The organism is Brevundimonas sp. CEF1, assembly GCF_051353055.1.
Classification (GTDB): Bacteria; Pseudomonadota; Alphaproteobacteria; order Caulobacterales; family Caulobacteraceae; genus Brevundimonas.
The window spans coordinates 1,928,158-1,941,451 of sequence record NZ_CP195593.1; the positions used below are offsets into that span (position 1 = coordinate 1,928,158).

Sequence of the window (13,294 nt, forward strand, 5' to 3'; positions counted from 1 at the left end):
ATTTACTCCGCCGCCAGAACGACCGGGGCAGTCCGCTCGGCGGACAGCTCGGCCATGGTTTCGCTGGCGCGCGCGATCGGGTTGGTCAGGTAGGGATCGACGATGGTCGAGACGAAGGCGACGTCGCCCAGATCGCCCTTGGCGCCCAGAGCCGCCACGTCAAACGACTCGGCCGGCGCCAGGTAGTCGATGCGGCCGAAGGTCGGATGGTCGGCCATCAGCTTGTCGCGCAGTTGATCCAGGGTGTCGAAGGGCAGCTTGCAGCCGACCCGTTCCGACAGGGCGCGGATGACGGCCCAGTCTTCCTTGGCCTCGCCCTTCGGGAAGACGACGCGTTCCGCCATCTGCACCCGGCCCTCGGTGTTCACATAGAGGCCCGACTTCTCGGTGTAGGCGGCGCCCGGCAGGATGACGTCGGCGCCGTGCGCGCCGCGGTCGCCGTGCGAACCCAGATAGACGCGGAAGGCGTCCGAGCCCGAGGCGTTCACTTCATCAGCGCCCAGCAGGAAGAGCACGTCCAACGCGCCCGGCTTCAGCATGCCGGCCACGTCCAGACCGCCCTCGGCCGGGACGAAGCCCATGTCCAGACCGCCGACGCGCGCGGCGGCGGTGTGCAGGACGTTGAAGCCGTTCCAGCCGTCCTTGACCACGCCGACCTTCTTGGCCAGCGCGCCCAGGGCGTTCAGCACGGCCGCGCCGGTGTCGCCGATCAGGGCGCCCGCGCCGACGATGATCGCCGGGCGTTCAGCCTTGGTCAGGAAGTCGACGGCGGCCTTGGGCAGCTTACCCAGGGTCTTCGAGCCGGCGCCGAGATAGTTGTAGTCATAGGTCAGGTCGACCTGCTCGCCGATGACGCCGATCTCGGCGGCGCCCTTCAGCCAGGTCTTGCGGATGCGGGCGTTGAGCAGCGGAGCTTCGGTGCGCGGATTGGCCCCGACGATCAGGATGGCGTCAGCGTTTTCAATGCCTTGCAGGCCGGAGTTGAACAGCCAGCCCTCGCGAGCCCCCTGCCCGATCGCGGCGCCGTCCTGACGGCAGTCGGTGTTGGCCGAGCCAAGCGCGCGGAACAGGTCCAGCGCCGCCTTCATCGACTCGGCGTCCTGCAGGTCGCCGGCGATGACGCCGACGCGGTCAGCCGAAGCCGCCTTGAGCTTGGCGGCGACGGCGTTCAGGGCCTCGTCCCACGAGGCGGCGCGCAGCTTGCCGTTCTCACGAACGAAGGGGCGATCCAGACGCTGGCGCGCCAGACCGTCGACGGCGTAGCGGCTCTTGTCCGACAGCCACTCTTCGTTGATGCCCTCGTTCACGCGCGGCAGAACGCGCATGACCTCGGCGCCGCGCGCGTCGGCGCGGATGTTCGAGCCCAGGGCGTCCATGACGTCGATGGTCTCGGTCTTCTTCAGCTCCCACGGACGATAGTGGTACTGCCACGGACGGTGCGTCAGCGCGCCCACCGGGCACAGGTCGTTGACGTTGCCCGACAGCTCGCTGTCGATGTTCTTTTCCAGATAGGTCGTGATCTCGGCGCTTTCGCCGCGCGAGATCATGCCGATGTCCGGCACGCCGGCCACTTCGGTGATGAAGCGAACGCAACGCGTGCACTGGATGCAGCGCGTCATGAACGTCTTGACCGTCGGGCCCATGTTCTTCTCTTCGACCGCACGCTTGTTCTCGCCGTAGCGCGAACCGTCGCGGCCATAGCCGACCGCCTGATCCTGCAGGTCGCACTCGCCGCCCTGGTCGCAGATCGGGCAATCCAGCGGGTGGTTGATGAGCAGGAACTCCATCACCCCTTCGCGGGCCTTCTTGACCATCGGCGTGTCGGTGAAGATCTCCTGGCCTTCAGCGGCCGGCAGGGCGCACGACGCCTGCGGCTTCGGCGGTCCGGGCTTCACTTCGACCAGGCACATCCGGCAGTTGCCGGCGATGGACAGGCGCTCGTGGTAGCAGAAACGCGGGATCTCCTGACCGGCGCGCTCTGCGACCTGCAGAACCGTCATGCCGGGTTCGAACTCGGTTTCGACGCCGTTGACCTTGGCGATAGGCATTACGATTACTCCGCCGCGATCGCGTGGCCGGCGAAGTTCGCGCGGCGGCTGCGGTAGGTGTGGATTCGGTCTTCGATCTCGTGACGGAAGTGGCGGATCAGGCCCTGAACGGGCCAGGCCGCGGCGTCGCCGAGGGCGCAGATGGTGTGACCTTCGACCTGACCGGCCACGTCGAGCAGCAGGTCGATTTCCGACGGATCGGCGTCGCCAATGGCCATGCGTTCCAGCACGCGCCACATCCAGCCGGTGCCTTCGCGGCACGGCGTGCACTGGCCGCAGCTCTCATGCTTGAAGAAGTAGCTGATGCGGGCGATCGCCTTCACGATGTCGGTGGACTCGTCCATCACGGTCACGCCGGCGGTGCCCAGCGACGAACGCATTTCGCGCATGGAGTCGAAGTCCATGAGCACGGTTTCGGCCTGTTCGCGCGTGATCACCGGGCAGGACGCGCCGCCCGGAATGATGGCTTTCAGGTTGCCCCAGCCGCCGCGCACGCCGCCGCCGTGATCCTCGATCAGCTGGCGTAGCGGGATCGACATGGCTTCTTCGACCACGCAGGGCGTGTTCACATGCCCCGACAGCGACATCAGCTTGGTGCCGGTGTTGTTCGGACGGCCGAAGCTGGCGAACCAGTCCGCACCGCGGCGCAGGATGGTGCCGACGACGGCGATCGATTCCACGTTGTTCACGGTCGTCGGGCAGCCGTAGAGGCCGGCGCCGGCCGGGAACGGCGGCTTCAGGCGCGGCTGGCCCTTCTTGCCTTCCAGGCTTTCCAGCAGGGCCGTCTCTTCGCCGCAGATATAGGCGCCGGCGCCGTGGTGGATATAGACGTGGAAATCCCAGCCGTGGACGTTGTCATCACCGATCAACTTGGCCTCATAGGCCTGCTTGACGGCGGCCTCCATGCGCTCGCGCTCCAGCACGTACTCGCCGCGCAGGTAGATGTAGCAAGCGTGGGCCTGCATGGCGAAGGAGGCGATCAGCGCGCCTTCGATCAGCAGTTGCGGATCATGACGCATGATCTCGCGGTCCTTGCAGGTCGCGGGCTCGGATTCATCGGCGTTGATGACCAGGTAGTGAGGGCGATCCTTCACTTCCTTCGGCATGAAGGACCACTTCAAGCCGGTCGAGAAACCGGCGCCGCCGCGTCCGCGCAGGCCCGAGTTCTTGACGTTGTTGATGATCCAGTCGCGGCCAAGGTCCAGCATGTCCTTGGTGGCGTTCCACGCGCCGCGCTGCTTCGCACCCTCCAGGCCCCAGTCATGGAAGCCGTAGAGGTTGGTGAAGATGCGATCCTTGTCTTCGAGGATTCCGACCATGAGCCCTTAAAGTCCTTCCGCCAGACGGCGCTTGTGGTGGCGGGTGCGCATGAAGATGGCCGTAACGACCAGCGCCCAGCCGGCGGCCAGCAGGCCGTAGGCGACGATCAACAGGTCTTCCGACAGCCACTTGCCGTCCTTGACCGCCAGCACCATGCCCGCCGCAATGACGATCAACGCCAGCCCGCCCCAACGCAGGGGCCAGCCGACGCGACGCAGCTCGGCCCGGTAGGCCGCCCTGCCCTCATCGCTGTCGAGGTTCGGTCTCGTCATCAGGCCGGAGCCTTCTCAACCGCCGGCTTGGAATTCGGCAGCGACTTGATCTTCTTGGCGCGCGAGCCGTCGTACAGCGTCGGGTCCGTCAGGACCTTGGCGCCGCCCTCGGGCTCGGAGGTGTGACGACCGACGCGCGAACCCGGCTTCGGCGACTTGCCGGCGGCGAAGTCGTCGATGATCTGGGCCATCGTCTCGGGCGTCAGGTCTTCGTAGTAGTAGTCGTTGATCTGGGCCATCGGCGCATTGGCGCAGGCGCCCAGGCACTCGACTTCCTGCCAGGTGAAGCGGCCGTCGGCGGACAGTTCGTCCTTGGGCCCGATCTTCTCCTTGCAGACGCGCATCAGCTCATTGGCGCCGCGCAGCATGCAGGGCGTCGTGCCGCAGACCTGGATCAGGGCGGCCTTACCGACCGGCTCCAGCTGGAACATGGTGTAGAAGGTCGCGACCTCCAGCACCCGAATGTAGGCCATACCCAGCAGTTCGCCGATGGCGCGCAGCGAGGGTTCCGAAACCCAGCCTTCCTGCTTCTGGACCAGCCACAGGATCGGGATCACCGCCGACTGGCGACGGTTCTCGGGATACTTCTTGATCCACCACTCGGCCTTGGCCTTCGTATCCTTTGAAAAGGCGAAGGATTCAGGCTGTTCCTTGGCGAGGCGACGAACGCTCATCGGTCCACTTCTCCGAACACCATGTCGAGCGAACCGAGGATGGCCGACACGTCCGCCAGCATGTGGCCCGTGTTCATCCAGTCCATCGCCTGCAGGTGACGGAAGCCGGGGGCCGACAGCTTGACGCGGTAGGGTTTGTTGGTGCCGTCCGACACCAGATAGACGCCGAACTCGCCCTTGGGCGCTTCGACGGCCGCATAGACCTCGCCTTCCGGCGTCTTGAAGCCCTCGGTGTAGAGCTTGAAGTGGTGGATCAGCGCTTCCATCGAACGCTTCATCTCACCGCGGCGCGGCGGGGTGACTTTGTGGTCTTCGGCCAGGACCGGCTCGCCGGGGCAGTTCCGCAGCTTGTGGATGCACTGCTCCATGATGCGGATCGACTGCTTCATCTCTTCGACGCGGCAGAGGTAGCGGTCCCAGCAGTCGCCGTTCTTGCCGACGGCGATGTCGAACTCCAGGTCCGCATAGCAGTCGTAAGGCGTCGCCTTGCGCAGGTCCCAGGCGATGTCCGAGCCGCGCAGCATGACGCCCGAGAAGCCCCAGGCCAGGGCCTCTTCCTTGGACACCACGCCGATGTCGACGTTGCGCTGCTTGAAGATGCGGTTCTCGGTGACCAGGCTTTCGATGTCCGCCAGCTTGGCCGGGAACTCGGCGCACCAGCGGCCGATGTCGTCGACCAGCTCCGGCGTCAGGTCCTGGTGGACGCCGCCGGGACGGAAATAGTTGGCGTGCAGACGGGCGCCGCAGGCGCGCTCGTAGAAGACCATCAGCTTCTCGCGCTCTTCGTGGCCCCACAGCGGCGGGGTCAGGGCGCCCACGTCCATGGCTTGCATGGTCGTGTTCAGCAGGTGGTTCAGGATGCGGCCCATTTCCGAGTAGAGGACCCGGATCAGCTGGCCGCGATACGGCACGTCCAGTTCCAGCAGGCGCTCGATGGCCAGGCAGAAGGCGTGCTCCTGGTTCATCGGCGAGACGTAGTCCAGCCGGTCCAGGTAGGGGATGTTCTGCAGATAGGTGCGCGACTCCATCAGCTTCTCGGTGCCGCGGTGCAGCAGGCCGATGTGCGGGTCGACGCGGGTCACCAGCTCGCCGTCCAGCTCCAGCACCAGACGCAGCACGCCGTGCGCGGCCGGGTGTTGCGGGCCGAAGTTGATGGTGAACTTGCGGTCGTCCATCGCCCGCGCGTGCGGGGTCAGGCCGTCTTCATAGTCCTCGAACGGGTCGATCGCCTTGGGGGCGGCCGTCGCGGGGGTGTTGTTGCCGTCAGCCATTACTTGGCTCCCGCCTTCTCGTCGCCCGGCAGGACGGTCGGATATTCAGCGCCTTCCCACGGAGAGAGGAAGTCGAAGTTGCGATATTCCTGGGCCAGCTTGACCGGCTCATAGACCACGCGCTTCTGCTCTTCGTCGTAGCGGACCTCGACATAGCCCGTCATCGGGAAGTCCTTGCGCAGCGGGTGCCCCTGGAAACCGTAGTCGGTCAGGATGCGGCGCATGTCGGGGTGATCCGAGAAGATCATGCCGTACATGTCGAAGGCTTCGCGCTCGAACCAGCCGGCCGAGGGATAGACCGAAACGACGCTGGGAACCGGCTTCACCTCATCGGTCGAGACCTTGACGCGCACGCGTGCGGCGCGGGTCAGCGACAGCAGGTGATAGACCACCTCGAAACGCTCGGCGCGGTCCGGGTAGTCGGCGCCGCAGGCGTCCATCAGCAGTTGGAAGCCGAATTGATCGCGCAGCGCGGTCATGACGGCGACGATGTTCTCGCGCGGGGCGATCAGGGTCAGCTCGCCATAGGCGACGACGGCCTCGACACCGAGAGCCGCCACCATTTCGGTCCCCAGCGGGGTCAGGGCGGATTCGCGCTCCGCGACGCGCACCAGTTCGCTCATCGCTCGATCGTCCCCGTGCGGCGGATCTTCTTCTGCAGTTGCAGGATGCCGTACAGCAGGGCCTCGGCCGTCGGGGGGCAACCTGGGACATAGACGTCCACCGGCACCACGCGGTCGCAGCCGCGCACGACGCTGTAGCTGTAGTGGTAGTAGCCGCCGCCGTTGGCGCAGCTGCCCATCGAGATGACGTAGCGCGGGTCCGGCATCTGGTCATAGACCTTGCGCAGGGCCGGAGCCATCTTGTTGGTCAGGGTGCCGGCGACGATCATCAGGTCCGACTGGCGCGGAGAACCGCGCGGCGCGGTGCCGAAGCGTTCTAGGTCGAAGCGCGGCATCGACAGGTGGATCATCTCCACGGCGCAGCAGGCCAGACCGAACGACATCCACATCAGCGAACCCGTGCGGGCCCAGTTGATGACGTCGTCCAGCGAGGTCGTCAGGAAGCCCTGCTCGCCGAGCTCGGTGTTCACCGCCTCGAAGAACTTGTCGTGAATTTTAGGATCGTAGCCCTCAACGGTCGAGCGCGCGCCAGAGCCGTAGCTTTGGCCGGCGGGGACCAGGGGCGACGCCAAGGGCGACGAAGGCGCGATTATTGCCATTCCAGCGCTCCCTTCTTCCATTCGTAGATAAAGCCGACGGTCAGGACGCCGAGGAAGATCATCATCGACCAGAAGGCGAAGACCATGCCGCCCGTCGACAGGTCGAACATCGACACCGCCCAGGGGAAGAGGAAGGCCACTTCCAGGTCGAAGATGATGAAGAGGATCGACACCAGGTAGAAGCGGACGTCGAACTTCATGCGTGCGTCGTCAAAGGCGTTGAAGCCGCACTCATAGGCCGACAGCTTTTCGGTGTCGGGGTTTTTCGGCGCCAGAGCCCAGGCGGCCAGCATGAAGCCGAGGCCTAGGACGGCTGCGATCGCCAGGAAAACGACGATCGGGAGGTATTCCAGAAGAAATGCGTTCATTCGAGCTGCCTCGCCCGCCGAGGGAGGGGGCGGATTCGGGGCTTCTTAGACCCAACCTTCGACAGGTTCAAACCCATGTCGGCAAAGGTTTTTTGTTGAGAACGGTTCGCAAGCTTGTGCGCGTTTTGCCGCAGCCCCCGACGTTGCCAGCCGCACCGTCGATACGCGTAAATGGCGGCTTTCCCATACCCCTGTAATCAAGGTCGCAGCATGAGCCTGGCAGCCCGCTTGCTGAACACCATCGAACGCGTCGGCAATCGCCTGCCCGATCCCGTATTTCTCTTTCTCTGGCTGATCCTGGGCCTGATCGTCCTCAGCCTGGTCGGGTCCGGTCTGGGCTGGTCGGCGGTCAATCCGGTGACGGGCGACGTGCTGCAGGCCGAGAGCCTGTTGTCGCCCGCCAATCTGGAGCGGCTCTTCATCGGCATGCCGCGCACCCTGGCCGATTTCCCGCCCCTGGGGATCGTGATCACAATTATTTACGGGGCCTCGGTCGCCGAGCGAACCGGCATGTTCTCGACCGCCATTCGCGGCGCCCTGCTGAACGCGCCGCGATTCATCCTGACGCCGATCGTGGTGGTGACGGGCATGGTGTCCCACCACGCCTCTGACGCCTCCTACGTCGTGGTGATTCCGCTGGCCGCCGTCATCTTCGCGGCGGCGGGCCGCCACCCGCTAGCGGGTCTGGCCGCCGGATTCGCCGCCGTCTCGGGCGGATATGCGGGCAACCTCTTCCCCGGCGCCAGCGACGCGCTGATTCTGGGCATCACCGAGCCGGCCGCCCACCTGATCGACCCCTCCTACGCCGTCAGCATCGCCGGCAACTGGTTCTTCATCGTCGGCGTCGTCTTCGTCTTCACCCCCATCGTCTGGTTCCTGACCGACCGGGTGATCGAACCGCGCCTGGGGCCCTGGGTTCCCACCTCCGCCGCGCCCGCCACGGCTGAGGAAAAGCAGCCTCTCTCAGGCATGGAGAAGCGCGGCCTGCTGTTCGCGAGCCTGACCATCCTGTCCATGATCGCGCTGTGGACCATCGTCACCCTGCTGCCCGGCTCGCCCTTCGTGGACGCGGACGCCGAGCCCGCCCAGCGCTTCAATCCTCTGTATCGTTCGCTGGTCGCCTTCTTCGCCCTGACCTTCTTTGGCGCCGGCGCGGCCTTTGGCGTCGGCTCCGGCTCGATCAAGAGCCACCACGACTTGGTCCGCATGATGCGCGAGGGGATCAGCCAGCTGGCCCCCTATATCGTCCTGGCCTTCTTCGCCGCCCACTTCGTCGCCATGTTCAACTGGTCGGGCCTTGGCCCCATCCTGGCGGTCAACGCCGCCGCCTCCCTGCGCGAACTGGCCCTGCCGACGCCCCTGCTGCTGATCGTCGTGGTCCTGGTGTCCTGCGTCTTCGACCTCTTCATCGGCTCGGCCTCGGCCAAGTGGTCGGCCCTGGCCCCCATCGTCGTACCCATGTTCATGCTGCTGGGCATCAGCCCGGAGATGACGACCGCCGCCTATCGCATGGGCGACAGCGTCACCAACATCGCCACGCCCTTGATGAGCTACTTCCCCCTGATCCTGACCTTCGCCCAGCGCTGGGACCCGCGCTTCGGTCTGGGCTCCCTGATGGCGACCATGCTGCCCTACGCCGGGGCCTTGCTGGTCGCGGGCCTGATCATGGTGGCGACCTGGGTGGCGCTGGATCTGCCGCTGGGGCCGGGCGTGGGTGTCCACTACGAACCGCCCCCGCCCGCCGTCGCCTCGCACCTGCCCACGGACGGCGGAATCGCCGGTCCCGTCGCCCCGCCACAGGCCGCCGCTGCCGCCAAGTAACGGAGGTCTCGCGATATTTTCACTTATCCACAGGCGGGCCGCTTGACGGGCGCGGCGGCCCCGCCTAAACGACGCCCCTCGCCGCGGCGCACAGCGCTTCGGTTCGGGAAACGCGGGTGTAGCTCAGTTGGTTAGAGTGCCGGCCTGTCACGCCGGAGGTCGCGGGTTCGAGCCCCGTCACTCGCGCCATTCCTTTCAGCGAAAGGAATGGCGCACACCGCCCCCAAGCATCTGAAATCCGCTCCTCAGCCATCGCCACAGCGATGCGGCTTGCCGCCCCCTTCGTCGTATCTATGATCACGGCGTTCCAGAGGGGGAAACGCCGAATGTCTAAAGCCATCTGGGCCTGCTGCGCCCTGGCCTTGCTGGCCACGCCTACCGTGGCGCAGCCGGCGCCGCTTCCGTCCGAATCCGCCCGTTTCCAGGCCCAGGACCTGTTCGGCCTCGAAGTGGCTTCGGACCCGCAGATCAGCCCCGATGGATCGCGCATCGCCTATGTGCGTCAGACCGCCGACATCATGACCGACCGGATGCGGCCGACGATCTGGCTGATCGACACGCGCACGGGCCAGCAGACGCCTCTGGTCGCCACGGCCGGATCGCACAGCCAGCCGCGCTGGTCGCCCGACGGAACCCGCGTCGCCTATATCTCGACCGCCGAGGGCGGCGGCGCCCAGTTGTTCGTGCGCTGGATCGCCTCGGGCCAGTCCGTGCGCGTCACCAGCCTACTGACGTGCCCCTGAGAATTTCCTCCACGCGGAGCTAGAGTCCGGCCCTTGAAAGGACGGACGGAATGAAACGAGCGAGATTCACGGAAGAGCAGATCATCGGGATCCTGCGGGAGAACGAGGCCGGCGCCAAAGCGGGCGAGCTGGCGCGCAAGCACGGCGTGTCGGAGGGCACGATCTACGCCTGGAAGGCCAAGTTCGGCGGGATGAGCGTGTCGGACGCCCAGCGCCTGCGCGCCCTGGAAGACGAGAACGGCCGGCTGAAACGTCTGCTGGCCGACGCCATGCTCGACAAGGCGGCGCTGAATGATCTGCTCTCAAAAAAGTGGTAAGGCCCGCGGCGATGCGCCAGGCCGTCGCCCATCTGAAGGCGGCGTTCGGCGTCAGCGAGCGGCGGGCCTGCTCCATCATCAAGGCCGATCGCAAATCGGTGCGCTATCGCTCCTGCCGTCAGCCGGACACGGCGCTGCGGGAGCGGCTACGCGCGCTGGCTGTGGAGCGGCGACGGTTCGGCTATCGGCGGCTGTTCGTGCTGCTGCGACGTGAGGGTGAGGCCTCGGGCAAGAACCGGATCTACCGGCTCTATCGCGAGGAAGGCCTGACGGTGCGCAAGCGCCGCTCACGTCGTCGCGCCATAGGCACGCGGGCGCCGATCCTGGTCGAGGCCAGGCCGAACGCCCGCTGGTCGCTGGACTTTGTGCACGACCAGTTCGCCACGGGCCGCCGCTTCCGCATTCTCAACGTGGTCGACGACGTCACCCGCGAGTGCCTGGCGGCGATCCCCGACACCTCGATCTCGGGACGCCGCGTCGCGCGAGAGCTGACAGCGCTGATCTCTCGGCGGGGCCGTCCTGCCATGATCGTCAGCGACAACGGCACGGAGTTTACGTCCACGGCCATCCTGGCCTGGGCGCAGGATCAAGGCGTCGACTGGCACTACATCGCGCCGGGCAAGCCGACCCAGAACGGGTTTGTGGAATCCTTCAACGGGCGGATGCGCGACGAACTGTTGAACGAAAGCCTGTTCTTCGGCCTCGACCACGCCCGCCAGAAGGTCGCCGCCTGGGCGCTGGACTACAACACCCGCCGGCCGCATTCATCGATCGGCTACCTCACCCCGGAGGCTTTTGCCGCCAGTCTGACCGCAACAGGCCGACCCGCTGCGCAGGATGAAAGCTGCGCGGTCCGGCCTGTTGCTCATCCCACGCTGCGAGGCGTAACTAACCCAAGGACTCTGGTCGCCGCTGGATGAAAATTCAGGGGCACGTCACCTCCTCCAGGATCCGCTTCACCCCCATGACGAGACTAGCGTCCCGAACGGAATGGGAGAGGAAAATGTCGAAGCGATCTGTCAGGGCGCTCAGCGCGGAGTCGAGAGCGAGCGCGAACGCCAGCACATGAGCGGGCTCGTCCTCTGCTACGCCAGCGCGAGCGCGGGCTTGAGCTTCAGTTAGATACATACGGTCAAGCTGAAGCGTAGACCCGCCCGTGTCCAATTGGAGATTGAGTAGGCATCGGAAGTCCGGGGTTCAGCAACTCGAAGCGGTTTGACGCCCTGCTCCCCGAAGCGCGATCTTGTTTTTGAAGGACCTGCCGCCGGGAGGCCGACAATGCAGCGGCCTTCATTGCGCTGGGTACTGCGGAGAGCGCCACAAGCGAACCAAGAGCGACGGCTCTATAGCGGATGTCAAATCCGGATCTGCGTGAGCGACACTTCCAATCCCTTCCAGCCATATTCTCTTTAGCAACGGCAGGTCATAACTTCCGCATGGCCTTGCCTTGGGACTTCAGCTCGGACCACTGTCCGGTCGTATACCACTACACCTCGATCGAGGCGGCGCGGGCGATCGTTGAAAACCGGACCTTTCGGCTCTCCGAGTATACCGCGCTGAACGACGCTTCGGAGTTTTCGTATGCTCGTGATCGACTGATCGGCCTTATGCGGGATCGACAGGTCTACACGGACCTCACGACCCGCATTTTCGTCGTGTCGGAGCTTGAGGGGCTGACCGCAAACACCGGCCTCATGATCGGGTCATTGACTCCTCGGCGCGACGATCTGGGGCAGTGGCGAAGCTACGCGGGCGATGGTGGCGGGTGCGTTCTGGGCTTGGACGCACGGCATCTCGAACACGACGCCGGCGTCGCGATCCGGACCGTGGTTTACGACGAAGCCTTGGTCGACCGAATGCTCTGTCTCGGCTTGGGCGTCGTCCAGCAACAGCTAGAGGATGATCCTGACGATCACCCGACGCTTTCGGACTATGCGCGGCGCCTGTGCGTCGACCTCTTTTCGATGAAACACCCTGTGGTCCAGTTGTCGTTCAGGGCCTTGTCGTCAACCACCGGGTTCCACACCACGCCCGCGATCTTGGCGGACAGGGCGCGGGCCACCACCAGCAGCCCGTCGTCGTCCCGCCCAGGCTGGGGCGGGGTATTGGCTTCGTCCAAGGCTTCAACAGCGCAGACCATCAGGACCAGAGAGCTCAAACGACAGCTGTCCCAGTGGTAGTCCCGCCACGCCTTGAGATAGCGAGTAAGCCGCTTTAGGTCGGTCCAGCTGGCATGACGCGCCGCCGCATTGACGAACCAGTCCTCGAGTTCCAGCGGGTCCGACTGCTCCCAGCCTGTAGTCCGGTGGGCGACATAGATCTCGCTCGGATCGAGCCGGATTTCGGGCGGCGGGGACGAGAACGCGGAGCCGTCCATTGCGCGATTGGCCGCCGCATGAAAGGCTTTTTCAAGTAGGGCCATCTTCACGTCAGGGATGGCGTAGATGTTGAGGTCGAGGTGCGCTTCCGCATCAATCACGACCCGGACGCAGATGCTTTTGCTTGTGTCGAGGGTCCAGCCTTGGGCGTCGCAGAGGGCGCCCAGGATGCGTTCGACGATCGCGAACAGCGTGTTCGAGGCCACGGCCGGGTTGAGCCCGACGATCGACATGGGGACATATCAACCCTGAAGGCCGTTGAACTAAGGCCGGCGAACGAAGCCGGGGACGCCGTCCTCAGCTATGTCTTCGAGGGGCGGGTGTTGAACCCCAAGGCCGGCGATGTCGGCTGTTTCGACGGAGCCGCAACCCTGTCCTTGCGCTCACAGGCAAGTGGAGGTCTGGCTATGGCCGGGCCGACTTGGACTAACCGGGCTTGGAGTCGGGGCCTGAATACCGCAGGTGTCCTGCGTCTCACTCGGATCCGCGCCGACTTTTGGACGCCTCTGACATTCGGCTTGATAAAGCGCTAGCAGGTCGCCATCGCGGGGTCGGGCCGTCACCAGAACGGGCCTTTCGGCCCAGCAGAAGCGGCTTTCTGAATATCAAGCCCGGTATGGGAGCGAGGAGCGCCAGATTTCGAGCCCGTGAGACTGGAAGAAGTCGCTGGCCTCAGGGGCGGCGTCCGCAGACATGGTCGGGCCCATGCCGACGCTGACTATCGCCGACGAACCATCCTGGCGGGCGAGGGGCACATCCACATATCGCGTCGGCCCGAAACGGCCGGCGCGAAGACCCACTGGAAGCGCAGGTGTCTTTTCTCCGCCCGTCCGATTTCCACCAACGTCCTCGAGTGCGCC

The 13,294-nt window shown here is 65.4% G+C and carries 12 protein-coding genes and 1 tRNA gene; 4 read left to right on the forward strand and 9 right to left on the reverse strand.

The window, feature by feature from the left end:
- Positions 1 to 2 precede the first annotated feature (2 nt).
- From nuoG to ACR9FL_RS09990, 8 genes are all read right to left on the reverse strand, one after another.
- Positions 3 to 2,048 carry an NADH-quinone oxidoreductase subunit NuoG gene (gene nuoG, locus ACR9FL_RS09955; protein WP_436355489.1) on the reverse strand — a complete coding sequence of 682 codons (2,046 nt, stop codon included), beginning with the start codon at positions 2,046 to 2,048 and terminating at the stop codon, positions 3 to 5.
- Between the two features lie 5 nt (positions 2,049 to 2,053).
- Positions 2,054 to 3,367 carry an NADH-quinone oxidoreductase subunit NuoF gene (gene nuoF / locus ACR9FL_RS09960; protein ID WP_296178159.1) on the reverse strand — a complete coding sequence of 438 codons (1,314 nt, stop codon included), beginning with the start codon at positions 3,365 to 3,367 and terminating at the stop codon, positions 2,054 to 2,056.
- Between the two features lie 6 nt (positions 3,368 to 3,373).
- A complete protein-coding gene (locus tag ACR9FL_RS09965) occupies positions 3,374 to 3,640 on the reverse strand; it encodes a hypothetical protein (RefSeq protein ID WP_296178161.1) in 267 nt (88 codons plus the stop codon).
- Positions 3,640 to 4,314: an NADH-quinone oxidoreductase subunit NuoE gene (gene nuoE, locus ACR9FL_RS09970; RefSeq protein WP_296178164.1), complete on the reverse strand. Its 675-nt coding sequence runs from the start codon at positions 4,312 to 4,314 to the stop codon at positions 3,640 to 3,642. Before nuoE ends, ACR9FL_RS09965 begins: the two co-directional genes overlap by 1 nt.
- Complete coding sequence (locus tag ACR9FL_RS09975) at positions 4,311 to 5,489, reverse strand: NADH-quinone oxidoreductase subunit D (protein WP_296178174.1); 1,179 nt, start codon at positions 5,487 to 5,489, stop codon at positions 4,311 to 4,313. The genes nuoE and ACR9FL_RS09975 overlap by 4 nt, the downstream gene beginning before the upstream one ends.
- Positions 5,490 to 5,584: 95 nt before the next feature.
- The gene (locus tag ACR9FL_RS09980; RefSeq protein ID WP_105563441.1) at positions 5,585 to 6,208 is read right to left on the reverse strand and encodes an NADH-quinone oxidoreductase subunit C; all 624 of its coding nucleotides are present in this window, start codon (positions 6,206 to 6,208) and stop codon (positions 5,585 to 5,587) included.
- Complete coding sequence (locus tag ACR9FL_RS09985) at positions 6,205 to 6,828, reverse strand: NuoB/complex I 20 kDa subunit family protein (RefSeq protein WP_436355490.1); 624 nt, start codon at positions 6,826 to 6,828, stop codon at positions 6,205 to 6,207. The genes ACR9FL_RS09980 and ACR9FL_RS09985 overlap by 4 nt, the downstream gene beginning before the upstream one ends.
- Positions 6,798 to 7,175 (reverse strand): NADH-quinone oxidoreductase subunit A, encoded by a 378-nt coding sequence (locus tag ACR9FL_RS09990; protein WP_105563443.1) that lies wholly within the window; start codon positions 7,173 to 7,175, stop codon positions 6,798 to 6,800. The genes ACR9FL_RS09985 and ACR9FL_RS09990 overlap by 31 nt, the downstream gene beginning before the upstream one ends.
- A gap of 210 nt (positions 7,176 to 7,385) precedes the next feature.
- Between ACR9FL_RS09990 and ACR9FL_RS09995 the strand changes: the two genes are divergently transcribed.
- The 4 genes from ACR9FL_RS09995 (at position 7,386) to ACR9FL_RS10010 (ending at position 10,976) form a co-directional block, all read left to right on the forward strand.
- The gene (locus ACR9FL_RS09995) at positions 7,386 to 8,996 is read left to right on the forward strand and encodes an AbgT family transporter (RefSeq protein ID WP_436355491.1); all 1,611 of its coding nucleotides are present in this window, start codon (positions 7,386 to 7,388) and stop codon (positions 8,994 to 8,996) included.
- A 112-nt stretch (positions 8,997 to 9,108) separates the two neighbouring features.
- Positions 9,109 to 9,185 (forward strand) — tRNA-Asp (locus ACR9FL_RS10000).
- Positions 9,186 to 9,322: 137 nt separating this feature from the next.
- Positions 9,323 to 9,739: a TolB family protein gene (locus ACR9FL_RS10005; protein WP_436355492.1), complete on the forward strand. Its 417-nt coding sequence runs from the start codon at positions 9,323 to 9,325 to the stop codon at positions 9,737 to 9,739.
- 50 nt (positions 9,740 to 9,789) lie between these two features.
- Positions 9,790 to 10,976 (forward strand): IS3 family transposase gene (locus tag ACR9FL_RS10010; protein WP_138141362.1). Its coding sequence is split into 2 segments (ribosomal slippage): positions 9,790 to 10,051 and positions 10,051 to 10,976, totalling 1,188 coding nucleotides; the frame shifts between segments, so codons are not numbered across the junction.
- A 1,010-nt stretch (positions 10,977 to 11,986) separates the two neighbouring features.
- Here the strand turns inward: ACR9FL_RS10010 and ACR9FL_RS10015 are convergent.
- Complete coding sequence (locus ACR9FL_RS10015; protein ID WP_436355493.1) at positions 11,987 to 12,667, reverse strand: CBASS cGAMP synthase; 681 nt, start codon at positions 12,665 to 12,667, stop codon at positions 11,987 to 11,989.
- Between the last annotated feature and the right edge of the window lie 627 nt (positions 12,668 to 13,294).

Excerpts from the sequence above, each read along its gene's own strand:
- nuoG (WP_436355489.1), bottom strand. The coding sequence starts at position 2,048 with ATGCCTATCGCCAAGGTCAACGGCGTCGAAACCGAGTTCGAACCCGGC.
- nuoF (WP_296178159.1), bottom strand. The coding sequence starts at position 3,367 with ATGGTCGGAATCCTCGAAGACAAGGATCGCATCTTCACCAACCTCTAC.
- ACR9FL_RS09965 (WP_296178161.1), bottom strand. The coding sequence starts at position 3,640 with ATGACGAGACCGAACCTCGACAGCGATGAGGGCAGGGCGGCCTACCGG.
- nuoE (WP_296178164.1), bottom strand. The coding sequence starts at position 4,314 with ATGAGCGTTCGTCGCCTCGCCAAGGAACAGCCTGAATCCTTCGCCTTT.
- ACR9FL_RS09975 (WP_296178174.1), bottom strand. The coding sequence starts at position 5,489 with ATGGACGACCGCAAGTTCACCATCAACTTCGGCCCGCAACACCCGGCC.
- ACR9FL_RS09980 (WP_105563441.1), bottom strand. The coding sequence starts at position 6,208 with ATGAGCGAACTGGTGCGCGTCGCGGAGCGCGAATCCGCCCTGACCCCG.
- ACR9FL_RS09985 (WP_436355490.1), bottom strand. The coding sequence starts at position 6,828 with ATGGAAGAAGGGAGCGCTGGAATGGCAATAATCGCGCCTTCGTCGCCC.
- ACR9FL_RS09990 (WP_105563443.1), bottom strand. The coding sequence starts at position 7,175 with ATGAACGCATTTCTTCTGGAATACCTCCCGATCGTCGTTTTCCTGGCG.
- ACR9FL_RS09995 (WP_436355491.1), top strand. The coding sequence starts at position 7,386 with ATGAGCCTGGCAGCCCGCTTGCTGAACACCATCGAACGCGTCGGCAAT.
- ACR9FL_RS10005 (WP_436355492.1), top strand. The coding sequence starts at position 9,323 with ATGTCTAAAGCCATCTGGGCCTGCTGCGCCCTGGCCTTGCTGGCCACG.
- ACR9FL_RS10015 (WP_436355493.1), bottom strand. The coding sequence starts at position 12,667 with ATGTCGATCGTCGGGCTCAACCCGGCCGTGGCCTCGAACACGCTGTTC.